22 protein-coding genes and 1 pseudogene are annotated in these 25,083 nt (G+C 59.7%); 16 read left to right on the top strand and 7 right to left on the bottom strand.

The features are described from left to right. Positions 1-17: 17 nt before the first annotated feature. Complete coding sequence (locus tag BFP90_RS13335; protein ID WP_205928375.1) at positions 18-935, bottom strand: radical SAM protein; 918 nt, start codon at positions 933-935, stop codon at positions 18-20. A 371-nt stretch (positions 936-1,306) separates the two neighbouring features. On the opposite strand from BFP90_RS13335, the gene BFP90_RS13330 reads away from it, so the two are divergent. From BFP90_RS13330 to BFP90_RS13315, 4 genes and pseudogenes are all read left to right on the top strand, one after another. Further along, entirely contained in the window at positions 1,307-2,014 is a 708-nt protein-coding gene (locus BFP90_RS13330) for an autoinducer binding domain-containing protein (protein WP_083203239.1), read from the top strand. 199 nt (positions 2,015-2,213) lie between these two features. After that, positions 2,214-2,430: pseudogene (locus tag BFP90_RS13325) on the top strand (succinyldiaminopimelate transaminase); the annotation flags it as partial. A 126-nt stretch (positions 2,431-2,556) separates the two neighbouring features. Next, positions 2,557-3,279, top strand: a complete 723-nt coding sequence (locus BFP90_RS13320) for a M12 family metallopeptidase (protein WP_065896956.1) — start codon at positions 2,557-2,559, stop codon at positions 3,277-3,279. Positions 3,280-3,452: 173 nt separating this feature from the next. After that, positions 3,453-4,196 carry a M12 family metallopeptidase gene (locus tag BFP90_RS13315; protein ID WP_065893352.1) on the top strand — a complete coding sequence of 248 codons (744 nt, stop codon included), beginning with the start codon at positions 3,453-3,455 and terminating at the stop codon, positions 4,194-4,196. On the opposite strand, the gene BFP90_RS13310 is transcribed toward BFP90_RS13315, so the two are convergent. Further along, positions 4,189-5,832 (bottom strand): Na+/H+ antiporter, encoded by a 1,644-nt coding sequence (locus BFP90_RS13310; protein WP_065893351.1) that lies wholly within the window; start codon positions 5,830-5,832, stop codon positions 4,189-4,191. The genes BFP90_RS13315 and BFP90_RS13310 overlap by 8 nt on opposite strands. Before the next feature lie 268 nt (positions 5,833-6,100). Between BFP90_RS13310 and BFP90_RS13305 the strand changes: the two genes are divergently transcribed. The 4 genes from BFP90_RS13305 to BFP90_RS13290 all read left to right on the top strand — a co-directional run bounded on the left by BFP90_RS13305 (position 6,101) and on the right by BFP90_RS13290 (position 9,159). Continuing rightward, positions 6,101-6,409: an arsenate reductase gene (locus BFP90_RS13305; protein WP_232790536.1), complete on the top strand. Its 309-nt coding sequence runs from the start codon at positions 6,101-6,103 to the stop codon at positions 6,407-6,409. A gap of 31 nt (positions 6,410-6,440) precedes the next feature. Beyond that, positions 6,441-7,475 (top strand): 2,3,4,5-tetrahydropyridine-2,6-dicarboxylate N-succinyltransferase, encoded by a 1,035-nt coding sequence (gene dapD, locus BFP90_RS13300; RefSeq protein WP_065896954.1) that lies wholly within the window; start codon positions 6,441-6,443, stop codon positions 7,473-7,475. 68 nt (positions 7,476-7,543) lie between these two features. Continuing rightward, a complete protein-coding gene (locus BFP90_RS13295; protein WP_065893350.1) occupies positions 7,544-8,749 on the top strand; it encodes an aminotransferase class V-fold PLP-dependent enzyme in 1,206 nt (401 codons plus the stop codon). Next, positions 8,746-9,159: a SufE family protein gene (locus BFP90_RS13290; protein ID WP_065896952.1), complete on the top strand. Its 414-nt coding sequence runs from the start codon at positions 8,746-8,748 to the stop codon at positions 9,157-9,159. Before BFP90_RS13295 ends, BFP90_RS13290 begins: the two co-directional genes overlap by 4 nt. Positions 9,160-9,213: 54 nt before the next feature. Here the strand turns inward: BFP90_RS13290 and tcdA are convergent, their stop codons facing one another. After that, positions 9,214-10,023 carry a tRNA cyclic N6-threonylcarbamoyladenosine(37) synthase TcdA gene (gene tcdA, locus BFP90_RS13285; protein WP_370671696.1) on the bottom strand — a complete coding sequence of 270 codons (810 nt, stop codon included), beginning with the start codon at positions 10,021-10,023 and terminating at the stop codon, positions 9,214-9,216. Between the two features lie 217 nt (positions 10,024-10,240). Between tcdA and BFP90_RS13280 the strand changes: the two genes are divergently transcribed. The 4 genes from BFP90_RS13280 (at position 10,241) to BFP90_RS13265 (ending at position 15,447) form a co-directional block, all read left to right on the top strand. Next, entirely contained in the window at positions 10,241-12,832 is a 2,592-nt protein-coding gene (locus tag BFP90_RS13280) for a glycosyltransferase (protein WP_065896949.1), read from the top strand. A gap of 223 nt (positions 12,833-13,055) precedes the next feature. Next, a complete protein-coding gene (dapE, locus tag BFP90_RS13275) occupies positions 13,056-14,207 on the top strand; it encodes a succinyl-diaminopimelate desuccinylase (protein WP_065886077.1) in 1,152 nt (383 codons plus the stop codon). Then, positions 14,207-15,016 (top strand): putative RNA methyltransferase, encoded by an 810-nt coding sequence (locus tag BFP90_RS13270; RefSeq protein ID WP_065896947.1) that lies wholly within the window; start codon positions 14,207-14,209, stop codon positions 15,014-15,016. The genes dapE and BFP90_RS13270 overlap by 1 nt, the downstream gene beginning before the upstream one ends. A gap of 53 nt (positions 15,017-15,069) precedes the next feature. After that, entirely contained in the window at positions 15,070-15,447 is a 378-nt protein-coding gene (locus BFP90_RS13265) for a hypothetical protein (RefSeq protein WP_065893346.1), read from the top strand. A 130-nt stretch (positions 15,448-15,577) separates the two neighbouring features. Here the strand turns inward: BFP90_RS13265 and BFP90_RS13260 are convergent, their stop codons facing one another. After that, complete coding sequence (locus BFP90_RS13260) at positions 15,578-15,787, bottom strand: cold-shock protein (protein ID WP_065886074.1); 210 nt, start codon at positions 15,785-15,787, stop codon at positions 15,578-15,580. Between the two features lie 179 nt (positions 15,788-15,966). Here BFP90_RS13260 and plsB point away from each other — a divergent pair, with 179 nt between their 5' ends. Genes plsB through BFP90_RS13245 form a run of 3 tightly spaced genes read left to right on the top strand, consistent with a single transcriptional unit; the run spans position 15,967 to position 19,636 of the window. After that, positions 15,967-18,471: a glycerol-3-phosphate 1-O-acyltransferase PlsB gene (plsB, locus tag BFP90_RS13255; RefSeq protein ID WP_065896945.1), complete on the top strand. Its 2,505-nt coding sequence runs from the start codon at positions 15,967-15,969 to the stop codon at positions 18,469-18,471. Between the two features lie 51 nt (positions 18,472-18,522). Beyond that, on the top strand, positions 18,523-18,924 hold the full coding sequence (locus tag BFP90_RS13250) for a YbaY family lipoprotein (RefSeq protein WP_065896943.1): 402 nt from the start codon (positions 18,523-18,525) through the stop codon (positions 18,922-18,924). A 22-nt stretch (positions 18,925-18,946) separates the two neighbouring features. Continuing rightward, the gene (locus tag BFP90_RS13245; protein WP_065886071.1) at positions 18,947-19,636 is read left to right on the top strand and encodes a DUF4197 domain-containing protein; all 690 of its coding nucleotides are present in this window, start codon (positions 18,947-18,949) and stop codon (positions 19,634-19,636) included. Positions 19,637-19,698: 62 nt separating this feature from the next. On the opposite strand, the gene BFP90_RS13240 is transcribed toward BFP90_RS13245, so the two are convergent. From BFP90_RS13240 to BFP90_RS13230, 3 genes are all read right to left on the bottom strand, one after another. Continuing rightward, entirely contained in the window at positions 19,699-19,920 is a 222-nt protein-coding gene (locus tag BFP90_RS13240; RefSeq protein WP_065893343.1) for a hypothetical protein, read from the bottom strand. Between the two features lie 128 nt (positions 19,921-20,048). After that, complete coding sequence (locus BFP90_RS13235) at positions 20,049-23,108, bottom strand: efflux RND transporter permease subunit (protein WP_065896940.1); 3,060 nt, start codon at positions 23,106-23,108, stop codon at positions 20,049-20,051. Between the two features lie 6 nt (positions 23,109-23,114). After that, on the bottom strand, positions 23,115-24,215 hold the full coding sequence (locus BFP90_RS13230; protein WP_065896938.1) for an efflux RND transporter periplasmic adaptor subunit: 1,101 nt from the start codon (positions 24,213-24,215) through the stop codon (positions 23,115-23,117). Positions 24,216-24,308: 93 nt separating this feature from the next. Here BFP90_RS13230 and BFP90_RS13225 point away from each other — a divergent pair, with 93 nt between their 5' ends. Continuing rightward, positions 24,309-24,944: a TetR/AcrR family transcriptional regulator gene (locus BFP90_RS13225; RefSeq protein ID WP_065896936.1), complete on the top strand. Its 636-nt coding sequence runs from the start codon at positions 24,309-24,311 to the stop codon at positions 24,942-24,944. The last annotated feature ends 139 nt before the right edge of the window (positions 24,945-25,083 follow it).

Genomic DNA, 25,083 nt, shown 5'->3' with positions numbered 1-25,083 from the left:
CGGTGCCTATGCACTGACTAATTGGTCAAAAACATCGGTAACTTGAACACGGCCTTGCGTGAATTACATCCTTGGCAAATAGCCATATTGCCGAGCTGTTTGACTCTGCTTTTAACTATTTTTTTCAGGTTGTCGTTGTCGATATGGCCGATATTGGACACGTGTCCAAAATCCTGGAAGCAGCCGAGGATGTCGCCTTTATAGCTCACGCTGACACTGCCGTCGCCAATGGCACAGAAGTTCCTGTTTTCCAAGGTTCCCAATACGGCATTCAGCATGAACTTGACCTTGCCCATACCGGTTTTGTATTCGCTTTCAGACAAATTCAAATCCAGTTCATGCACCAGCTTTTGCCGATATTCACTTTCCAGTTTTGCATTGATGTCCCCTCCTCTATTCCACAGAGGAAACAAATAGATCCGCTTGAAACCAAGGGCGCGCAGGTGTGCCACGGTTTGCGGCAAGGTGCTGTAGATCAACGGTCCGCCCGTTAAGTGGACGATGACTTTATCGGCAGCGGCCTCAGCCAACGCTGCGATATTTCTCCAGATTTTTTCATGGTTCAGGCCGATATGGACCTTGTCGAACACTTCTTTTTGAATGGAGCTGACAGACAATCGTATGACATCAACATTCTGTACGCACGCGTCCAGATTGCGCTGATTGAAAGTAACGGCGGTGGTCGTCACATCAGTTAATACCCCCGAGCGCCGCATCATTCTCAGAAGTTCATGAAACTCGGGGTGTATGGTCGGCTCACCTCGGCCGGCCAGGTCCAGTTCCCATACATAGGATGGATCTACTTGAGAAACGATCTTATCCATGGTCTCCAGCGAGATAAAACCATAGTCCTTGATCACCGAACGGGGACACATACTGCAGGCAGCAGGGCACGATGGAGTCGCCTCAACATTGACAAGTACTTTCTTAAGCACGGGCAGGTCCCTCCATTGAATCGTTCATATTCCATTGGCCGCACATCCGGACTTTCGACTCTTCCAGGCGTCGCGGTGCATCGACTCATCGGCAATCTATAGAAAGTGGATCCCTTCTGTAACTACCACTATTGGTAGGTACACTAATGATCCGAAATCATTATTCTTCACCCAATAAAGCGCTGTCAGCCAAGTTGACCGTCGAGTTCAAATAGGGAGCATTTCCACTCAAAATAATTTTATGGCGTCAGGATTATGCCTCTTTAGCAGCTTGTGTATTCATTTGATTTCTATCGTAAAACTGATCAGATTTACGGCGCTGCTTGGCGTCCCCCGATGCGTGGCAAGGTAAAACTACGATGAGTGCATTGATGAACAACTGGCAAGAAGATTTACTGATGATAACGGACGCAAAGTTGTCCGAATCACAGATAATCAAACACATTCAAGATACTGCAGTGAAGCTTGAGTTCGAGTATTGCGCTTACGGGCTACAGCTTATTTTTCCCGAGGAAAAAGTCGTCATGTTCAACAACTATCCTCAGCAGTGGCAAAGGCGCTACGAGTCCGAAAACTATTTGGCTATCGACCCGAGCGTTGCTAAAGGGAGACAGAGCCAGGAACCGTTGATATGGAGCGATGAACTCTTTCGCAACACCAAGGCTTTTTGGGAGGAGGCCCGTGCGGCAGGGCTGAAGGTCGGGTGGGCACAATCGATCACTGACGCGGCGGGTGTTGCCAGCATGTTAACGCTCAGTCGCTCTTCACAACCCATCACTCGCCTGGAACTGGAGGCCAATGAAATAAAAATGCGTTGGTTGGTTAATGTGGCTCACATCACACTTTCGAGACGCATATGTACCCGACTCGCCAATCCCCACGAAGTGAAGCTCACGTCTCGTGAAAAGGAGGTTCTCAAATGGACAGGCAGTGGAAAAACCTCTTTTGAAATCTCCTGCCTATTGGCAATTTCAGAAAACACCGTTAACTTTCATATCAAAAACTCCATATTAAAATTGAGCGCATCGAATAAGACTGCCGCCGTTGTTCAAGCTTTCCTGACCGGATTATTAAACTGATACTCCCTATGATAAAAAAATCAATACATGCCTTCGCCCACCACATTCATTTGCGTCGTTCTTATTCCGTAGTAATCAGATCTGGATACGCCACCAGGGTATCTACCAGAGCAACGTGGTCAACCGAATAGTTTTGTCGGCGAACAAGACATCATCCGTACCTGGCTCTTCTCGACACTGGTACGCAGCCATTTTGAAGCAAAGCCCGGACGGTGATTTCTATCAGTGGCCGAGTGTGAATGGCGACGACGACGCCTTTTGCCGCGATTTGTTCGTGGAAGAACACCTGACTGTGGTACCGGGCTCATACCTGTCGCGTGACGTGGACGGTTTCAACCCTGGCGCTGGTTGCACCGCTGGCGGAGTGTGTGGAAGCGGCTGAACGGGTCAGGGACTTCATTCAACGTCGTTCCTGAACACCCAGCCCGTGTTTACCTCAGATAAACGCGGGCTTACATACTCTAACAGTACGTTAGGAACGTTCCTGCGACGTGGATGAATAAGCCAATACATTCGTCCATTCTCATCGCAGGAAAGATCACATGATAAATCCCGCTTCCCAGCCCGTTTTTCTACACCACCAAACCACCCCGTCCATCGAAGATGATACGGGCAGCGCACACTCCCTTTCCAGAAACCGACGAAATATTGGTGAGCCCGCCAAATACTGGCCCCAAAACAGCACGATAAAAATCGCCATGTACGACTACGATATGGACGATGAATATGTATTGGCCGTCAAAAAAGCCGCCAGCGAATGGCTGCCCCATATCAATCTGAAGTTCGAGTTCGTAGCTGGAGAAGAGGGCAATGTTCGTATCACACAAAATGTGAACAACAACTCCGAAGGCAGCTCAGCCATAGGCACGGACGCACTCGACAGATCTCCAGCGCACCCCACCATGGCGCTCCCACGGGACCATAGGCATCCCAGATTCGCTTACATAGTGAGGCACGAGTTCGGCCATATGCTTGGCGCTCATCATGCTCATCAACACCCCGACGCCAACATTCCATGGGATATGGAGAAGGTCAATCGTATGGTCGGACTCAGCCAGCAAGAGGTAGAACGCAACTTGCTTCCCTTGCCTCGGTCCAGCAAATACGACTTCACGACCTACGATGGCGACTCGGTCATGCACTATGAAATCAATCCCGCCCTCACCCATGGAGGCTGGGGCCAATCCGAAAGCTGGACGCTGAGCGACGAAGACATAGCCTGGGCCAAAAAGGCCTACCCAAAAACGACGCCTGCTATTTCTTGAGCCCAAGGTTCGCCTCACTCATCCATCAGCCGCGTCTTGATCTAAGCGCATGGGTCGCCGCTCCCACAACGTGGGGCGGTCATGGCTGATGTATCTTGCAACCCATAAATGGGAACAAAGCTTCTTAAATGTTCCACCCACGCTCATCTGGTACACACACTCAGGTGAACGACATGCCCCTCACGATTCCAGCCAACCCCGCCCCTGCGCACGTCATGAGCGCACCTCTGAGTAGAAGTAAACGCGGCGTCGCCATGCCGGACAAACTATGGCCTCAACATTCGGTGCTGACCATCTCGCGACTGAACATGACGCAGGAACAAAAGGATCTGGTAAAGCACAACATCAACAAATGGGCCCCGCACACCAATCTCTACTTCAAGTTCATTGACAGTCCCGACGGCGATATACGCATCACGGTAGACAATGACACCGGCCCTGGATGGTCAAAAGTGGGTACCGACGCCAAGAAGGTTCCATTGTCCAGGCCCACCATGGGCATCAGCTTCACACGGTCTGACGCTAGTATTGCCGCCACAATCCAGCATGAATTCGGCCATGCCCTGGGCCTCAAACATGAGCATCAGCACCCTGACCGGACATTGGACTTAAACAGGGAGAACATCTACGACGAATACGAAAAACGGGGGCGATTCAGCTATGAGGCCGATAACGATATCGTCAGGACTTTTTCACGTCACCAGGTACAGGCCTCTGCAAACTATGATGACAAATCCATCATGCACTATGGCTTTTCTGCTTCAAGACTCAACAGTGCCCCCCCCATCCCGCGTAACTTCAAACTGTCTGAAGACGATAAAACGTTCATCCAGTCGCTTTATCCAGAAGATAAAACCTTCGTGGGCAAACTGCTCAATTCAAGCATCCTGGCAATGATCAGCCCCACCACTACTTGACACTTCCCAAGTTCGCTTCGCTCATGTCCAGGTCCGCCAATACTTCGCGCAGTACATCGTCGCCAATCTGGTGCTGGCGACTCAAACGGTAGAGCTCCAGGCGCTGCGCGCGTAGTGCCTTGAGCCTCAGCCTGCGCTCCAACTGATCCATTTGCAGCGCCAATGCCTGAGCCTCGGCCGAGTCATTGAATACGTCCAACTGATGACGATACTCCGCCATCAGTCGAGCCTTGAGCTCGGTGGCCAATGCCGCTTGAGCGGCGTCCGGCGTTTCGGCTTCGGCGGGTTCTTCGACCTCCAGCGCATGGATCGCCGCCACGGCGGTCTTTTTCCAGGCCTCGCGCACTTCGTTATGGCGCCTCTCATCCGGACCTTTCTCGACACCCCGCAGCAGCAATGGCAGGGCGATACAGGCCGCGACCAGGGACAACAGGATGACCCCGGCAGCGATAAAGATCAGCAGGTCACGCTCGGGGAAATTCTGGCCCGGTGCCAGCAGCAAGGGCACCGACATCACACCCGCCAACGTCACCGCACCGCGGACACCGCCAACGGTCAACAACCAGCAGGAACGGGCCGTCGGTACCAGGGTCAGCGCACTTTTGCCGCGCAGCCTGCGCAGCAGACCCGACAGCCGCCAGATGCTCTGCACCCATATAAAGCGCAATACCACCAGCACCAGGAAGATCGCCATCACCTCCAGGCAGCGATACATCAAGGTGGGCCACAGCGTGGTTTCATGGCTGACCACCGCCTTGATGATGTCCGGCAGCTGCAGGCCGAGCAGCAAAAAGATCAAGCCGTTGAAGGCAAATTCCAGCAACGACCATACGCTGCGGTTGAGCAGGCGCGTGCTGGTCTGGCGCGGCAACAGATCGAGCCAGCTTTGCATCATGCCTGCCGCCACCGCCGAGAGAATGCCGGACGCGCCCAGGCGCTCAGCCAGTACGTAGGCAGCAAAGGGCAGCAACAACATGAACACCACATGGGTCGCCGGGTCATCCCAGCCCCGCGCAATCATCCAGGCGCGCAGGCGGCCGACCAGCCAGCTCAACGCCACCCCGATCGCCAGCCCGCCTACAGCCACCAGCACAAAAGTCAGGCTGGCATCAGCCAGCGAAAACACACCGGTCAACGCCGCCGCCAGGGCAAATTTGAAGGTCACCAGGCCCGATGCGTCATTCATCAAGGCCTCGCCCTGAAGCATGTGCATCAGCGGCTTGGGCAAACGATTCTGCGAAATGGCGGACACCGCCACGGCGTCCGTGGGCGACAGCACCGCTGCCAGGGCAAAGGCCACGGGCAACGGAATCGAGGGCAACAGCCAATGAATGAAGTAGCCGGCACCGACCACGGTGAACAGCACCAACCCCACCGCCAATGTGAGGATCGGCCCGCGCAAGCGCCACAATTCACGCTTGGGCATGCGCCAGCCATCGGAAAACAGCAACGGCGGCAAGAACAGGAACAGAAACAGCTCCGGGTCCAGCGCCACGTGCAGGCCCAGCGTAGGCCAGGCCAGCAGGGCTCCGGCGGCAATCTGCAGCAACGGCAACGGCAGTGGGATAATGCGCCCGACCAGGCGCGAAACGCTGACCAGCATCAGCAGGATAAGAACGGTGTAGGCGGTTTGCATAACGCGGGGTTCCCGGACAATCGACTTGCAATGACACACATCAGGCAACAACTGGCCGTTGAAGTGCCTTATTACTCCGCTATGTTACCCGCCTGTACCGCGCACTGGCGCTTACACAAACGTCGCATCCTGCTGACGAGCGGAGCCGAAACGCGCCGGGCGTGGCATAATCCGCGATCTTCCATTTTTCATTCGTCCAGAGGAGGGCAATTCCTTGACTGCTTCAAGCAAAACCTTGCACCTTTTCGGCATCAAAGCCTGCGACACCATGAAAAAGGCGCGCACCTGGCTCGATGAGCATGCGGTGACCTATGAGTTCCATGACTACAAAACGGCCGGTATCGACCGCGAACACTTGACTCAATGGTGCAACGAGCACGGTTGGCAGGTGGTGTTGAACCGTGCAGGCACCACCTTTCGCAAACTCGAAGACGAACGCAAAGCCGATCTCGATCAGTCGAAAGCCATTGAGTTGATGCTCGCACAACCCTCGATGATCAAGCGCCCGGTGCTCGATCTCGGTGACAGAACCCTGATTGGCTTCAAGCCAGATAGTTATTCGGCGGCCCTCAAGTAGGCCAGCCTTCCATTTTTGTAGAGGTAACAGCATGTCCCATTCCCTGTTCAGCCTGGGCTTCGGCGTCGGCACTCAGAACCGCCAAGGTGCTTGGCTGGAAGTGTTTTACGCACAGCCCCTGCTCAACCCGTCGGCTGAAATCGTCGCGGCCATCGCGCCGATCCTGGGTTACACCGAAGGCAATCAAGCGATCACGTTCACCATCAGCCAGGCGCTGCAATTGGCTGATGCGCTCAAAAATGTCGATGCGACCCAAGCCGCGCTGCTCAATCGGCTCGCCGAGAGCCACACCCCGCTGGTCGCGACGCTGCTGGCTGAAGACGCCGCACTGACCTCCACGCCTGAGGCTTACCTCAAGCTGCACCTGCTGTCCCATCGCCTGGTCAAGCCTCACGGCTTGAGCCTGGCCGGTGTGTTCCCGCAGCTGCCGAACGTGGCGTGGACCAGCCAGGGCGCCATCGACATCGCTGAACTGGCCGAACGCCAGCTGGAAGCGCGCCTGCGAGGCGAGCTGCTGGAAGTGTTCTCGGTGGACAAGTTCCCGAAAATGACCGACTACGTGGTGCCGAGCGGTGTGCGTATCGCTGACGCAGCCCGCCTGCGCCTGGGCGCCTACGTCGGCGAAGGCACCACCGTGATGCACGAAGGTTTCGTCAACTTCAACGCCGGCACCGAAGGCCCGGGCATGATCGAAGGCCGTGTATCGGCGGGCGTGTTCGTCGGCAAGGGTTCCGACCTGGGCGGCGGCTGCTCCACCATGGGCACCCTGTCGGGTGGCGGCAACATCGTGATCAAGGTCGGCGAAGGCTGCCTGATCGGCGCCAATGCCGGTATCGGTATCCCGTTGGGCGACCGCAACACCGTGGAGTCCGGCCTGTATGTGACCGCCGGGACCAAAGTGGCGTTGCTGGACGAGAAGAACCAACTGGTCAAAGTGGTCAAGGCGCGTGAACTGGCCGGCCAGCCGGACCTGCTGTTCCGCCGCAACTCCGAGACCGGTGCCGTGGAGTGCAAAACCCACAAATCGGCCATCGAACTGAACGAAGCGCTGCACGCTCACAACTAAGCAGCCACTCGATGCCCCTGGCGGGTCGCACCTTTGGTTGCGGCTCGCTTATACGAGTTTTGAACATCATGCTTGTGCCCTCCCCCTGGCGCGCTGACTTTCCAGCCATCGCCACCCTGCAACGGCAAGACCAGACCTACCTGGACAGCGCCGCTACCACGCAGAAACCTCAAGCCCTGTTGGACGCGATCAGCCATTACTACGCCAATGGCGCCGCCAATGTGCACCGTGCCCAGCATTTGCCGGGGGCCCATGCGACCCAGGCGTTTGAGGACAGTCGCAGCAAGGTGGCGCAGTGGTTGAATGCGGGCGACAGCGGGCAGGTGGTGTTTACCCACGGCGCAACCTCTGCGCTGAACCTCCTGGCCTATGGCCTGGAGCATTTATTCAATGCGGGCGATGAGATTGCTATCAGCGCCCTGGAACACCACGCCAACCTGCTGCCCTGGCAGCAACTGGCAAAACGTCGCGCGCTCACGCTGGTGGTATTGCCCCTGGACGATGACGGCGTGATTGACCTTGAAGCCGCCGCCACCTTGATCGGCCCGCGCACGCGGTTGCTGGCAGTGAGCCAGTTGTCCAACGTGCTCGGCGCGTGGCAGCCGCTGGAAGCCTTATCAAAAATGGCTAAGACGCACGGCGCCCTTACTGTGGTGGATGGCGCGCAAGGCATCGTCCATGGTCGCCACGACGTGCAGGCCCTGGGCTGCGACTTCTATGTATTTTCCAGTCACAAACTCTACGGCCCAGACGGTGTCGGCGTGCTATACGGTCGCCACGAAGCCCTGCATCACCTGCGCCACTGGCAGTTCGGCGGCGAGATGGTGCAACAGGCGGACTACCACAGCGCCAGCTTCCGCCCTGCCCCACTGGGGTTTGAAGCCGGCACGCCGCCGATTGCCGGCGTGATCGGCCTGGGGGCGACGCTGGATTACCTGGCTTCGCTGGATCAACAGGCGGTGGTCAGCCATGAAGCGGCGCTGCACGACTATTTATTGCGCGGCTTGAAAGCGCGCAATGGCGTGCGCGTATTGGGTACGCCGCAAGTGGCACTGGCCAGCTTTGTGGTCGAGGGCGTGCACAACGCCGACCTTGCGCACCTGCTGACCGAGCAGGGGATTGCCGTGCGTGCCGGTCATCATTGTGCGATGCCGTTGCTCAAGACATTGCAGCTATCGGGCGCGATTCGTGTGTCCCTCGCGCTGTACAACGATTCCGATGACCTGGAGCGCTTCTTTGAAGCGCTGGACCAGGCGCTGGACATGCTGCGATGAGCTTGCCTGAACAGGCAGCCACCGCACTTGAGGCGTTCCAGGCCGTAGGCGGCTGGGAGCAACGTGCACGCCTGTTGATGCAATGGGGCGAGCAACTGCCGGCGCTGGCGGAGGCAGACAAGGTCGACGCCAACCTGGTACACGGCTGCGAAAGCCTGGTGTGGCTGGTGGGCCACTTGCAGGACGGCCATTGGCAGTTTGCCGCCAGCAGCGATGCGCGGATGATTCGTGGGTTGGTGGCATTGCTGCTGGCCCGGGTCAACGGCTTGTCGACTGATCAATTGCAAGCGGTTGACCTGCCTGACTGGTTCAATCAACTGGGCTTGTCGCGCCAGTTGTCGCCGTCGCGCAGCAATGGCCTGAATGCGGTCTTGCAGCGGATGCGGGAATTGAGCCGTACACAATACTAAATGTGGGAGGGGGCTTGCCCCCTCCCACATTTTGAACCCTGTAAAGTCTGCGATTCAGTTGGGCTTGATGCGCTCCGACGGCCTGCGCACCCCGGCCACAATCTTGTCCACCGCCTTGGTCGCCGCCACCATGCCGAAGGTCGCGGTGACCATCATCACAGCGCCAAACCCTCCCGCGCAGTCAAGCTTGACCCCATCGCCGACAAAACTCTTCTGCAAACAGATGCTGCCGTCCGGCTTGGGATAGCGCAGTTGCTCGGTGGAAAACACGCACGGCACGCTGTAATGGCGGGTCACCGTGCGTGAGAAACCGTAGTCACGGCGCAGGGTGGAGCGCACTTTCGAGGCCAGCGGGTCGTTGAAGGTGCGGTTGAGGTCGCACACCTGGATCAGCGTCGGATCGATCTGCCCGCCGGCGCCACCGGTGGTGATGATCTGGATCTTGCGGCGCTTGCACCAGGCAATCAGTGCCGCCTTGGCGTTGACCGCGTCGATGCAGTCGATCACGCAATCGATGTCTGGCGTGATGTATTCGGCCATGGTGTCACGTGTCACGAAGTCCGCCACCGCATGCACCGTGCACGCCGGGTTGATGCCGCGCAGGCGTTCGGCCATTACTTCAACCTTGGGTTTGCCTACGGTGCTGTCCAATGCATGCAACTGGCGGTTGCTGTTGCTGACGCAGACGTCGTCCAGGTCAAACAGCGAAATCTCGCCCACCCCGCAACGGGCCATGGCTTCCGCCGCCCACGAGCCCACGCCGCCGACACCGACGATTGCCACATGGGCCGCTTTCAAGCGTTCCAGGCCTTCAATGCCATACAAGCGGGCGACGCCTGCAAACCGCGGATCTTCTGTGCTCATGACCATTACCCTAAAAACCGGCGCGCATTATGGGCTACGCAGCGACAAGTTTTAAGCCATCAGCTACAAGTTAAGAACTTAGATGCACTTTCGCTGCCCAATGTCCGGTTTTTCTCGGCTTGCTGTACGCTCAGTGAAAGGCCAGTGTAGGATGCGCGCCGGTTGGCGTAGGCCGACACCTCTTTTCGTTCCACACCCTTTGGAACCCGACATAACCATGGCATCGCGTAAATTTGGACTCAACCTGGTGGTGGTGCTGGCAATTGCCGCGCTGTTCACCGGTTTCTGGGCGCTGATCAACCGCCCGGTCACCGCTCCCAACTGGCCCGAGCAGATCTCGGGGTTTTCCTATTCGCCGTTTCAACAAGGCCAATACCCGCAGAAAGATCAGTATCCGACCGACGAGCAGATGCGTCAGGACCTTGCGATCATGAGCAAGCTGACGGACAACATCCGTACCTACTCGGTCGATGGCACTCTGGGGGACATCCCCAAGCTGGCGGAAGAGTTCGGCCTGCGCGTGACCCTCGGTATCTGGATCAGCCCGGACCTGGAACGCAATGAACGCGAGATCCAGCGCGCCATCGAGATCGCCAACACGTCGCGCAGCGTCGTGCGCGTGGTGGTCGGCAACGAAGCGTTATTCCGCGAGGAAATCACCCCCGAAGCCCTGATCGTGCTGCTCGACCGCGTGCGTGCCGCCGTGAAAGTACCGGTGACCACCTCCGAGCAATGGCACATCTGGGAAAAGAACCCGCAACTGGCCAAGCACGTCGACCTGATTGCCGCGCACATCCTGCCGTTCTGGGAATTCATTCCGATGGACAAGGCCGGCCAGTACGTACTCGACCGCGCCAGGGATCTGAAGAAACTGTTCCCGAAAAAGCCGCTGCTGCTGTCGGAGGTTGGCTGGCCGAGCAACGGGCGCATGCGCGGTGGCAATGAAACGTCGCCAGCGGACCAGGCGGTTTACCTGCGCACACTGGTTAACAAACTGAACCGGCAAGGGTTCAACTACTTCGTCATCGAAGCCTTCGACCAGCCCTGGAAGGTCAGCGACGAAGGCTCGGCCGGCGCCTATTGGGGCGTGTTCAACGCCGCGCGCCAGCAGAAATTCAACTTTGAAGGCCCGGTGGTCGCCATCCCGCAATGGCGCGTACTGGCCATCGGCTCGGTGGTGCTGGCCCTGCTGTCCCTGACGCTGTTGATGATCGACGGTTCGGCCCTGCGCCAGCGTGGCCGCACCTTCCTCACGTTTATCGCATTCCTGTGCGGATCGGTACTGGTGTGGATCGGCTACGACTACAGCCAGCAATACAGCACCTGGTTCAGCGTCACCGTCGGCATCCTCCTGGCCCTCGGCGCCCTGGGCGTGTTTATCGTGCTGCTGACCGAAGCCCACGAACTGGCCGAAGCGGTGTGGACCCACAAGCGCCGGCGTGAATTCCTGCCGGTTAAAGGGGAATCGGACTACCGACCCAAAGTGTCGATCCATGTGCCGTGCTACAACGAGCCGCCGGAGATGGTCAAACAGACCCTCGACGCCCTCGCGGCGCTCGATTACCCGGACTACGAAGTCCTGATCATCGACAACAACACCAAGGACCCGGCGGTGTGGGAGCCGGTGCGCGACTATTGCCAGACCCTCGGCCCGCGCTTCAAGTTCTTCCACGTCGCGCCCCTGGCCGGTTTCAAGGGCGGCGCGCTGAACTACCTGATCCCGCACACCGCCAAGGACGCCGAAGTGATCGCGGTGATCGACTCCGACTACTGCGTGTCGCCCAATTGGCTCAAGCACATGGTGCCGCACTTCGCCGACCCGAAAATTGCCGTGGTGCAGTCGCCGCAGGATTATCGCGACCAGAACGAAAGCACCTTCAAGAAGCTCTGCTACGCGGAATACAAAGGCTTTTTCCATATCGGCATGGTCACCCGCAACGACCGTGACGCGATCATCCAGCACGGCACCATGACCATGACCCGTCGCTCGGTGCTCGAAGAACTGGGCTGGGCCGACTGGTGCATCTGTGAAGACGCCGAACTTGGCCTGCGCGTGTTCGAGAAAGGCCTGTCGGCGGCGTATTACCACGACAGCTATGGCAAGGGCCTGATGCCGGATACCTTTATCGACTTCAAGAAACAGCGTTTCCGCTGGGCCTACGGCGCGATCCAGATCATCAAGCGCCACACCGCCAGCCTGCTGCGCGGCAAAGGCACCGAGCTGACCCGTGGCCAGCGCTATCACTTCCTCGCGGGCTGGCTGCCGTGGGTGGCCGATGGCATGAACATCTTCTTCACCGTCGGCGCGCTGCTGTGGTCGGCGGCGATGATCATCGTGCCGACCCGCGTCGATCCGCCGTTGCTGATCTTCGCGATCCCGCCGCTGGCACTGTTCGTGTTCAAGGTGGGCAAGATCATCTTCCTGTACCGCCGTGCGGTCGGGGTGAACCTCAAGGATGCATTCTGCGCGGCCCTGGCCGGCCTGGCGTTGTCGCACACCATCGCCAAGGCGGTGCTTTACGGTTTCTTCACCACCAGCATTCCGTTCTTTCGTACACCGAAAAACGCCGACAACCATGGCTTCTGGGTGGCGATTTCCGAGGCCCGCGAAGAAATGTTCATCATGCTGCTGTTGTGGGGCGCAGCCCTGGGCATCTACCTGGTGCAAGGCCTGCCGAGCAATGACATGCGCTTCTGGGTGGTGATGCTGCTCGTGCAGTCGCTGCCGTATGTGGCCGCGTTGATCATGGCGTTCCTGTCGTCGCTGCCCAAACCGGCACCGAAGGCCGAGCCTGTCACGGCGGTGTAAAAACTTGCGTCATGCACTAAACGGCGGCCTCTGGCCGCCGTTTTGCTATAAGATAACGGCCGTTTTACACGCCTTGCACACATTACTGTAGGAGCGAGCTTGCTCGCGAAAATCGTTAACGATGAAGCGGGCACCCTGAATAAACGCGGTGCCCTTGCGTTTTTCGCGAGCAAGCTCGCTCCTACCATTAGAACGTCGCTGTCTCGATTTCCGGAGTTTCCCCATGACGGCCCATGCCGACCTTTCGCCGACCCTTCAACTCGCCATCGACCTGATCCGTCGCCCATCGGTCACGCCGATCGATGCCGATTGCCAGAAGCTGATGATGCAGCGCCTGGGCGACGCCGGTTTCGCGCTCGAGCCGATGCGCATCGAGGACGTGGATAACTTCTGGGCCACCCATGGCCAACATGACGGCCCGGTGCTGTGCTTCGCCGGCCACACCGACGTGGTCCCCACCGGCCCGGTGCAGGCCTGGCAGAACGACCCGTTCGACGCGCTGATCGACGAGCACGGCATGCTGTGCGGGCGTGGCGCGGCGGACATGAAAGGCAGCCTGGCGGCAATGCTGGTGGCGTCGGAGCGCTTCGTCAGGGATTACCCGGACCACAAGGGTTCGGTGGCTTTTTTGATCACCAGCGATGAAGAAGGCCCGGCGCACCATGGCACCAAGGCTGTGATCGAGCGCCTGGCCGCGCGCAAGGAGCGCCTGGACTGGTGCATCGTCGGCGAACCGTCGAGCACCACCCTGGTGGGCGACGTGGTCAAGAACGGCCGTCGCGGCTCCCTCGGCGCCACCTTGACGGTACGCGGTGTACAGGGCCACGTGGCCTACCCGCACCTGGCGAAGAACCCGATCCATCTCGCCGCGCCGGCCCTGGCTGAACTGGCCGCCGAGCATTGGGATGACGGCAACACCTTCTTCCCGCCGACCAGTTTCCAGATCTCCAACCTCAATTCCGGCACCGGCGCCACCAACGTGATTCCCGGCGACCTGACGGCGGTGTTCAACTTCCGATTCTCCACCGAGTCCACCGTGGAAGGCTTGCAGCAGCGGGTCGCCGCGATTCTGGATAAACACGGCCTGGACTGGCATGTGGACTGGGCGCTGTCGGGCCTGCCCTTTCTCACCGAGCCGGGCGCACTGCTCGACGCGGTATCGGCCAGCATCAAGGCGATCACCGGGCGCGAGACCAAGGCGTCCACCAGTGGCGGTACGTCCGACGGCCGTTTCATCGCGACCCTGGGCACCCAGGTGGTCGAGCTGGGCCCGGTGAATGCGACGATCCATCAGGTCAACGAGCGCATCCTTGCCAGCGACCTCGATGTCTTGACCGAAATCTACTACCAGACCCTGATCAAGTTGCTCGCCTGATGCTTGCCTGCCCCCTCTGCACTGCCCCGCTCACTGCGGTGGACAATGGCGTGGCCTGCCCCGCCGGGCACCGTTTCGACCGCGCACGCCAGGGTTACCTCAACCTGCTGCCGGTGCAGCACAAGAACAGCCGCGACCCAGGCGATAACCTCGCCATGGTCGAGGCACGCCGTGATTTCCTCAACGCCGGCCACTACGCCCCGGTGGCCAGGCGCCTGGCTGAACTGGCCGCTGAACGCGCACCGCAACGCTGGGTGGACATTGGCTGTGGCGAGGGTTACTACACCGCGCAGATCGCCGAAGCCCTGCCCCACGCCGACGGCTACGCCCTGGATATTTCCAGGGAAGCGGTCAAGCGTGCGTGCAAGCGCAACCCGGCGCTGACCTGGTTGATCGCCAGCATGGCCCGTGTACCGCTGGCCGACGCCAGTTGCCAGTTTCTCGCCAGCGTGTTCAGCCCGTTGGACTGGCAGGAAGCCAAGCGCCTGCTCAGCCCGGGCGGCGGCCTGATGAAGGTCGGTCCGACACGTGGCCATCTGATGGAGCTGCGCGAGCGCTTGTACGATGAAGTGCGCGAGTACACCGACGACAAACACCTGGCCCTGGTGCCGGATGGCATGCACCTGGCACACAGCGAAACCCTTGAGTTCAGCCTGAGCCTGGCCGAACCCGGGGACCGCGCCAACCTGCTGGCCATGACCCCGCACGGCTGGCGCGCCAGTGCCGAGCGGCGCAGCGAGGTCATCCAAGCCGCCGAGCCGCTGCAGGTCACCGTGTCGATGCGCTACGATTATTTCGTGCTTCAATAACCTTTTTTCAGCATCCGCGAATGGATTTTCGAATCCCGCAACGAGGAACATCCATGCGCCAACCCGATATCGAGATTTACCTGAAGGACGCCGACGTCGACCACAAGGCCATCGCCGCCTGGCTGGGCGCCGCCCTGGGCCCATGCACCGACTGGGTACAGAAGGGCCAGACCTACAAGTGCAAGGCCGGCAACGTCCCAGTGACCTGGCTGCCAAAAGCCGTGGGCAAGTGGAACAGCCTGTACCTGGAAAGCGACCAGACCCCATGGGACGACGACATCGCCTGCGCCCGCGCCGCGTTTGCCGCGCTGAACGTTGAAGTGCGCTGCGCACCGGGGACCTGGGTCGAGGAAGAGGGTGAGGAAAGTGCTGACCGCTGGATGCGCATCAGTGCCGACGGTGAAGAAGAGATCACTTGGAAAACCGCCTGACCTGAGCTGCGAACCCAATCAAATGTGGGAGGGGGCTTGCTCCCGATAGCAGTGGATCAGTCAATATAGCTGGTGACTGACACACTGCAATCGGGGGCAAGCCCCCTCCCACAGGGGTTCAGTGGTGAACTTACAGGCCCACCACATCCTCGGCCTGCAAGCCTTTCTCACCGGTCACCACGGCATACTCCACCTGCTGGCCCTCGGCCAACGAGCGGTGCCCGTCACCACGAATGGCGCGGTAGTGCACGAACACATCCTTGCCATCTTCACGCTGTATAAAGCCGTAGCCCTTTGCATCGTTGAACCACTTCACGTTGCCGGTTTCGCGCGTTGTCATCTGTTCACTCCCACTGGTTTTTATTATTGAGTCGCTGGCGTTGAACTGCCGAGTATAAGACAGGTTCAAAAACCATCAACTCAACTTTACATCGCTGCTTTTTTGCCGATTTTCGGTGAATACGGCACACTACCCGCCCGAGCGCCTGCTCGGTTTTTTCCACTTGAAGCAGTTCGCCTATGACCCGCTCCCCGTTCCGCCGTCTGGTGTTTGGCACCTTGCGCCGACTGTTGTATCTCTGGGTTCGCTCGGAGACGATCAACCAGTCGTCCCTAACCCTTAACCTGGACCGCAGCCGGCCGGTGTTCTACGTCCTGCAATCGCCCTCAATGACCGAATTGGCCGTGGTCGATGCCGAGTGCACCAAGGCCGGCCTGCCGCGCCCGGTGCTGCCCGTCTCGGTGGGCCCGTTGATGGAACCCGCGGCGTTCTTCTACCTCACGCCCGACCCGGACTGGCTCGGCCGCCAGGACAAGCGCGGCGCACCACCCACCCTGACGCGCCTGGTCAACACCCTGAGCGAACATGCCGAAGAGAATGCACAAATCATTCCGGTCAGCGTGTTCTGGGGCCAATCCCCCGAAAGCGAGTCCAGCCCCTGGAAGCTGTTGTTCGCCGACAGTTGGGCGGTCACCGGGCGTCTGCGCCGGTTGTTGAGCATCCTGATCCTCGGTCGCAAGACCCGCGTGCAATTCTCCGCGCCCATCAACTTGCGTGAATTGATCGAGCACAATAAAGGGCACGAACGTACCGTAAGAATGGCCCAGCGCATCCTGCGTGTGCACTTTCGTAACCTCAAGACCGCTGTGATCGGCCCCGACCTGTCGCACCGGCGCAACCTGGTGAAGGGTCTGGTCAATATGCCCCTGGTGCGCCAGGCGATTGCCGATGAAGCCGAGCGCGAAAAGATTTCGCCGGAAAAAGCCAAGGCCCTGGCCCTGCGCTATGGCAACGAAATCGCCTCGGACTACACCTACACGGCGATCCGTTTTCTGGAAGTGGTGCTGAGCTGGTTCTGGAACAAGATCTACGACGGCATCAAGGTCAATAACATCGAGGGCGTGCAACAGGTTGCCCAAGGCTACGAAGTGATCTACGTGCCGTGCCACCGCAGTCATATCGACTACCTGTTGCTGTCCTACCTGCTGTTCAAGAACGGCCTGACCCCGCCGCACATTGCCGCCGGTATCAACCTGAACATGCCGGTGATCGGCAGCCTGCTGCGCCGTGGCGGTGCGTTTTTCATGCGCCGTACCTTCAAGGGCAACCCGCTGTACACCTCGGTGTTCAACGAATACCTGCACACCCTGTTTACCAAGGGCTTCCCGGTAGAGTACTTCGTCGAAGGCGGACGCTCGCGCACCGGTCGCATGCTGCAGCCGAAAACCGGGATGCTGGCCATCACCCTGCGCAGTTTCCTGCGCTCTTCGCGCATGCCCATCGTGTTCGTGCCGGTGTACATCGGTTACGAACGCGTGCTCGAAGGCCGCACCTATCTTGGCGAACTTCGTGGTGCGAGCAAGAAGAAAGAGTCGATCTTCGATATTTTCAAAGTGGTGGGTGCGCTCAAGCAGCGCTTCGGCCAGGTGGCGGTCAACTTCGGCGAGCCGATCAAGCTGGCGGAGTTTCTCGACCACGAGCAACCGGACTGGCGCGCCCAGGAACTGGGGCCGAACTTCAAGCCGGCATGGCTGAATGAAACCACCCACCGCCTCAGCGAAAAGGTGGCCCGCCACCTCAACGAAGCCGCCGCGGTCAACCCGGTGAACCTGGTGGCGTTGGCGCTGCTGTCGACCACCCGCCTGGCCCTGGACGAACAAGCCATGGCCCGCCAGTTGGACTTGTACCTGGCGCTGCTGCGCCGCGTGCCCTATTCGCCCCACACCACCCTGCCGGAAGGCGATGGCCTGGCGCTGATCAAGCACGTCAAGGACATGGACCTGCTGTCGGAGCAAAGCGATGCCCTGGGCAAGATTGTCTATCTGGATGAGCAAAATGCCGTCCTGATGACCTATTACCGCAACAACGTGCTGCACATCTTCGCCCTGCCGGCGCTGCTGGCGAGCTTTTTCCAGAGCAGTTCGCGGATGAGCCGCGAGCAGATCCTGCTCTACACCCAGGCGCTCTATCCGTACCTGCAATCGGAGCTGTTTATCCGCTGGTCACTGGAAGAGCTCGATGGCGTGGTCGACCAGTGGCTGGAGGCTTTTGTCGAACAGGGCCTGCTGCGTTTTGAAAACGGCGTGTATCTGCGCGCGGCGCCGAGTTCGCGGCATTTTGTACTGCTGACGCTGCTGTCCAAGAGCATCGCCCAGACCTTGCAACGCTTCTACATGGCGATTTCGCTGTTGCTCAACAGCGGTCAGAACAGCATCAGCGCCGAAGAGCTGGAAGACCTGTGCACAATCATGGCCCAGCGCCTGTCGATCCTGCATGGCCTCAATGCCCCGGAATTCTTCGACAAGAGCCTTTTCCGACATTTCATCCAGACCTTGCTGGAGCAAGATGTGCTGCGCCGCGACGAAGCCGGCAAGCTGAGCTATCGCGACCTGCTCGGCGAACTGGCGGAAGGCGCGGCCAAACGCGTACTGCCGGCGGACATTCGCCTGTCGATTCGCCAGGTGGCGCTGCATCGCGTCGATGGCGCGGCCGAGCAAGCGGTGGACCCCGCGCAAACCCGCTAGATTGAACAAGGCGCCGGGAAGTTTGCGGCGCCGTTGAAAAGGAGCTGCACCATGAAAAAGTTCATCCTCCTGGGCCTCACGGCCCTGCTCGGAGCCTGCCAATCCATGACACCCGCCCCGAAGGCCAGCCTCGACGGCGAAGTGTTTTACCTGCAACGCATCGCGTTGCCGCCTGCCGCCACCTTGAGCGTCAGCCTGCAGGACGTATCCTTGATGGACGCCCCGGCCGTGACCCTCGCCGAACAGAAAGGCCCGATCAAGGGCCAGGTGCCGCTGCCGTTTCACCTGAGCTATGACCCGGCGCAGGTCAAGCCTGGCCACAGCTACTCGGTGAGCGCTCGCATCGAGGTGGATGGCAAGCTACTGTTCATCACCACGCAGCGCCATGCGGTACAGCTCAATGGCCAGGACCCACAGCCACTGCGCTTGCGCGTCGACGCGGTAACCCACTGAATTCAATCATAAGGAAGCGCCCATGCTCCGTAACCCTCTTCGCCTCACTGCCCTGTTCACCGGACTGCTGCTGGGTGCCAACGCGATGGCGCTGGACCTTGGCAGCCTGTCCCAGGGCGACGCCAGTGGCGGGCTGAAGGATGCCTTGACCCAGGGCGCACAGATCGCCGTGAAACAACTGGGCACGCCAGGCGGTTTCAGCAACAACCCCGAGGTCAAAATCGGCCTGCCGGGCAAGCTGGGCAAGATCGCTGACAAGCTGAAGATGTTCGGCATGGGCGATCAAGTCACCCAGCTGGAAACCAGTATGAACAAAGCGGCTGAAACCGCCGTAACCCAGGCTCAGCCGATCCTGGTCAATGCCGTGAAAAACATGAGCGTGACCGATGCCAAGGGCATCCTCAGCGGTGGTCAGGATTCCGCCACCCAATACCTGAACACCAGCAGTCGCGAACAGATCCGCGCCAAGTTCCTGCCCATCGTCAAGGCTGCAACCGACAAGGTCGGCGTGGCCCAGCAGTACAACGCCCTGGCCGGCAAGGCGGCGGCGTTTGGTGCAGTGGACGCCAAAAGCGCCAACGTTGAAAACTACGTGACCGAACAGGCGCTGGACGGCTTGTTCAAGATGATCGCGCAGCAGGAAGAAACGATTCGCAAGAATCCGGCAGCTGCCGCCACCAGCCTCGCCAAGAAAGTGTTCGGCGCCCTGTAGACGCCTCTGTGCACCCGAGCAGGTGGGGAAGGATCACCTGCCCGGGAGCGCTTACCACACCTTTAAAACAGCTTGGCGCCCAGCCCGCCAAAGATCACCGCGCCCAGTGGCATCACGCTTACGCCGAACTTGATTGCGCCGCCTACGCCCCCGCCATTGCAATCGGGCTTGGGTTTGCATTTGTCGTTGCAGTCATCTGCCGGTGGCTTGGGTTTGGCGCAGTTGCCGGCACCAAAGCTGCTGTTGACCGAAACGCTCAACGACTTACCGATGAATAGTCCCATGGGTTACTCCTTGAATCATCAGATTTGAGATCCGGCCAGACGGCGTGAAGACCGTCGGACCGAATACCTGTCATCAGGTAGTCCATGAGTGGCGAAACGTTAAGAAACGTTCCTCGCCATAAGCACCGTCATTCCTGTTTGACCCTGAACCACGCCGCGTAAAGCGCCGGTAGAAACAGCAGCGTCAGCGCCGTCGCCACAATCAGCCCGCCCATGATTGCAACCGCCATCGGCCCGAAGAATACGCTGCGTGACAGTGGAATCATCGCCAGCACCGCCGCGAGTGCCGTCAGAACGATCGGGCGGAAACGCCGAACAGTCGCTTCAATGATCGCCTGCCATGGCGTCAGCCCCGCCTTGATGTCCTGTTCGATCTGGTCCACCAATATCACCGAGTTGCGCATGATCATCCCCGACAGGGCAATCGTGCCGAGCATGGCCACGAAACCAAACGGCTGACGAAACACCAGCAGGAACAACGTGACGCCGATCAAGCCCAGGGGCGCGGTCAGAAACACCATCGCCGTGCGTGAGAAACTGCGCAGTTGCAGCATCAGCAAGGTCAGCACGACCACGATGAACAATGGCACGCCGGCCTTCACCGAGTTCTGTCCGCGCGCAGAGTCTTCAACCGTGCCGCCGACTTCCAGCAAATAGCCGTCCGGCAACTCGGCGCGCACGCCCTCCAGGGTCGGCAGGATCTGCTGGACCAGGGTCGCAGGTTGTTCCTTGCCGTAGATATCGGCGCGCACGGTCACTGTCGGCAAGCGGTTACGGTGCCAGATGATGCCCTCTTCAAAGCCATACTCAAGGGTTGCAATCTGTGCCAGGGCCACACTTCTGCTGTTGTCGGTCGGTACCGCCAGGCTTGGCAGCCGCGACAACTCGGTGCGTTCATGCACGGTGCCGCGCAGGAGAATCTCGATCAACTCGTTGTCCTCCCGGTACTGGCTGACGGTGGAGCCGGTCAGGGAGCTTTGCAGGAATTTCGACAGGTTGGCGGTGCTTACGCCAAGCGCCCGGGCGCGGTCCTGGTCGATATTCAGATAAACGATCTTGCTCGGCTCTTCCCAGTCCAGGTGCACATTGACCACGTGGGCATTCTCGCGAACCCTGGCCGCAACTTTGCGCGCCAACGCGCGAACTTCTTCGATGTGCTCGCCGGTCACGCGAAACTGCACCGGATAGCCCACGGGAGGGCCATTCTCCAGGCGGGTAACGCGTGAACGCAGGTCAGGAAACTGTTCGTCAAGGGTTTCAATCAGCCAGGTGCGCAGGCTTTCGCGTTCTTCGATGGTGTGTGCCAACACCACGAACTGCGCGAAGCTGGCAGCCGGCAGTTGCTGGTCGAGCGGCAGGTAGAAACGCGGCGAACCGGTGCCCACGTAGGCGACGTAGTTGTCGATGCCTGCGTGTGCCTTGAGCAAGGTCTCGAGGCGTTTGACCTGGTCGGCGGTGTTGCTCAGGGAAGCGCCTTCGGCCAGTTTCAGGTCGACCATCAGCTCCAGGCGACCCGAGGCCGGGAAGAACTGTTGCGGCACGAAACGAAATAGCCCAACCGAGCCGATAAACAGCAACAGGGTCAGGACAATCACCGTCTTGCGCCGACGGACACACCACTGCACCAAACGTCTTACACGCTGGTAGAAGGGCGTGCCGTAGGGGTCCGGACCGTCGGTGCCGTGCTTGGCCGCATGTATTTTCGCCAGGTCCGGCAGCAGCTTTTCCCCCAGGTACGGTACAAACACCACCGCAGCGACCCATGAGGCCAATAAAGCAATGGTCACCACCTGGAAGATCGACCGGGTGTACTCGCCGGTACTCGATTGCGCGGTGGCAATCGGCAAAAAGCCTGCGGCGGTGATCAACGTGCCGGTCAGCATGGGGAAGGCGGTGCTGGTCCAGGCGAAGCTTGCGGCTTTGATCCGGTCGTAGCCCTGCTCCATTTTGATCGCCATCATCTCCACCGCGATGATCGCGTCATCCACCAGCAAGCCCAGGGCCAACACCAGGGCGCCCAGGGAAATTTTGTGCAGGCCAATCCCCAGGTAGTACATGGTGGCAAAGGTCATGGCCAGCACCAGCGGAATCGCCAGTGCCACTACCATGCCGGTGCGTACCCCCAGGGAAAAGAAGCTCACCAGCAACACGATGGCCAAGGCTTCGGCCAGCACCTGGACGAATTCGCCGACACTGGTCTTCACCGCGGCGGGCTGGTCCGAAACCTTGCGCAATTCCATGCCCGCCGGAAGGTTCTTCTGCAAGCGTGCGAATTCACGCTCCAGTGCCTTGCCCAGCACCAGAATATCGCCACCTTCACGCATGGCCACCGCCAGGCCGATGGCGTCGGCGCCCATGTAACGCATGCGCGGTGCCGGTGGGTCGTTGAAACCACGGTGGATATCGGCCACATCGCCGATCCGGAAGGTTCGGTCCGCCACCCGAATAGGGAAGTTACGGATCTCTTCCACGCTCTTGAAGTTGCCCGACACCCGCAGTTGCACCCGTTCACTCGGGGTTTCAAAGAAGCCGGCGGTCGACACCGCATTCTGCTCCTGCAAGGCTTGCTGCACAGCGGCCAGCGGCAGGCCGAGGGTGGCGAGCTTGAGGTTGGACAGCTCGATCCAGATCTTCTCGTCCTGCAGGCCGAGCAACTCGACCTTGCCCACATCCGGCACCCGTTGCAGCTGAATCTGGATGCGGTCGGCGTAGTCCTTGAGCACGGCGTAGTCGAAACCGTCACCGGTCAAGGCGTAGATATTGCCGAACGTGGTGCCGAATTCATCGTTGAAAAACGGCCCCTGGATATCCGGTGGCAAGGTCTGACGGATATCGCTGATCTTCTTGCGCACCTGGTACCACAGCTCGGGAATCTGCGCCGAGTGCATGGCGTCGCGCGCGATGAAGGTCACCTGGGACTCGCCGGGGCGCGAGAACGAGACGATGCGCTCGTACTCGCCGGTCTCCATGAGCTTTTTCTCGATGCGCTCGGTGACCTGGCGTGACACTTCCTGGGCGGTTGCCCCTGGCCAGTTGGTCTTGATCACCATGGCCTTGAAGATGAAGGGAGGGTCTTCGCTTTGTCCCAGTTTGGTGTAGGACAAGGTGCCGACGACCGCCAGCAGGATCATCAGGAACAGTACAATCTGGCGATTACGCAACGCCCACTCGGAAAGATTGAAACCCATCGGGGACTACTCCTTGGCCGCCAGATTCACCACGCGGTTGGCGCGATCCACCGGGCGCACCTGCTGGCCCTCATGGAGCACATGCACGCCCGCCGCAACCACCCAGTCGGTGGGCGCCAGGCCTTCCAGTACCGGCACGCTCTTTTCGCCAAACGCGCCGATGCGCACGGGGGTGCGCTTGAGGGTGTTGTCCGGCGCCACACGCCAGACATAAGACGTGCCGTTCTCCGCACTCAGGGCAGACAGCGGCACCGACAACGGCATCACCCCGTCAACCGGGATGAATACCCGAGCGCTCTGCCCGAGTTCTGCCGGGACTTTGCCGCCTGTGAACGCCACCCGTGCGGCGAAGGTGCGCGACCTCGGATCGGCGGCGGGCGACAGCTCGCGAATGCGTCCGGCAAAGCGTTGATCCGGCTGGCTCCACAGCTCAACCGAGACCGGCTGGCCGATCTTGAAGCGGCCGAAGCCTTGCTCCGGCAGGCTGATCACCACTTCACGCTCGCCATCGGTGGCCAGGGTGAACACGGTTTGGCCGGCGGCGACGACCTGGCCCACTTCCACCGCACGCTTGGCGACGACACCGTCCTGAGGCGCACGCAGCACGGCATACCCGGCCTGGTTGCTGGACACGTCGAACTCAGCCTTGATCTGCTTGAGGCGTGCCACACCGGCTCGATAGAGATTTTCGGAATTGTCGTACTGGGATCGGCTGACCATCTGACGGTCCATCAGGGTCTTGTAGCGGTCACGCTCGGCGCGCACCAGGCTCAGGTTGGCCTCGGCGCCGGCCACTTGGGCACGGGTGGCTTCCAGTTGCAGGCGTACATCCTGTGGGTCGAGCTCGGCCAGGGGCTGGTTGGCCTTGACCCGCTCGCCCTCCTCCACCAGGCGCTTGCTGACTTTGCCGGCGATGCGAAAAGCCAGGTCCGGCTCATAGCGGGCGCGCACTTCACCGGGATAGCTGTCCACCGACTGCGCCAGGGGCTGGGGTTGCACCACCATGGCTGGGCGAGGAGCAGTGGGGGCCGCTTCTTCATGGCCGCACGCGGCCAACAGGAAGATCAGACTGACAGGCAACGCAAAGGGCAGGAAAGTGCTGCGCATGCTGTGGGACCTTTCGCAAATGAGGCTTGGAATAATTATACTGGCCGGTATGTTATTAATACCAAACTCGCCAGTCCAGTATTAAAGGTGAAAATGTCCGACAATCCTGTAAACACCAATAGCCCCGGGCGTCCCAAGGACATGGCAAAACGCCAGGCAATCCTCGATGCCGCCAAATCGCTGTTCCTGGGCAAGGGTTACGCAAGCACCAGCATGGACGCCGTCGCCCTTGCGGCCGGGGTATCGAAACTCACCGTCTATAGCCACTTCACCGACAAGGAGAACCTGTTCACCGCGGCGGTGGTGGCCAAGTGCGAAGAGCAATTGCCGGTGATGTACTTCGAGCTGCCTGCAGGCATGCCGGTGGACACCGTGTTGCTGAACATTGCGCGGGGCTTCCACCGGTTGATCAACAGTGAGGAGTCGGTGAACCTGCATCGCTTGATGATGACCACTGGCAATCAGGACGTGAAACTCTCACAGATCTTTTTTGAAGCCGGTCCCATGCGCATGCTGCAGGGCATGGAGCGCCTGCTCGGCAAGATTGACCAGGGCGGCGCCCTGAGCATCGACAAACCCTTCAAGGCTGCGGAGCACTTTTTTTGCCTGCTCAAAGGCACGGCGAATTTCCGTTTGCTGTATGGCTGCGGGGGGCAGCTGAGCGAAGAAGCGGCCGAAGAGCATGTTCGGGAGGTGGTGGGGTTGTTTATGCGGGCGTATGGGGCGTAGGTATCTACGCAGCTTTGATATGACACCGGCATGTGGCGAGGGAGCTTGCCCCCGATGGCGGCATCCGGACCGACCAGGATGTTGGATCAGATCGAGTACATATCCGTTTCTGCGGTAACGGCCACTTAGGGTTCCGCCC

This window comes from Pseudomonas sp. 24 E 13 (assembly GCF_900004715.1).
Lineage (GTDB): Bacteria > Pseudomonadota > Gammaproteobacteria > Pseudomonadales > Pseudomonadaceae > Aquipseudomonas > Aquipseudomonas orientalis_A.
The sequence above is the reverse complement of the archived record's forward strand: the minus strand, read 5'-3'. Positions and strand labels throughout refer to the sequence as shown.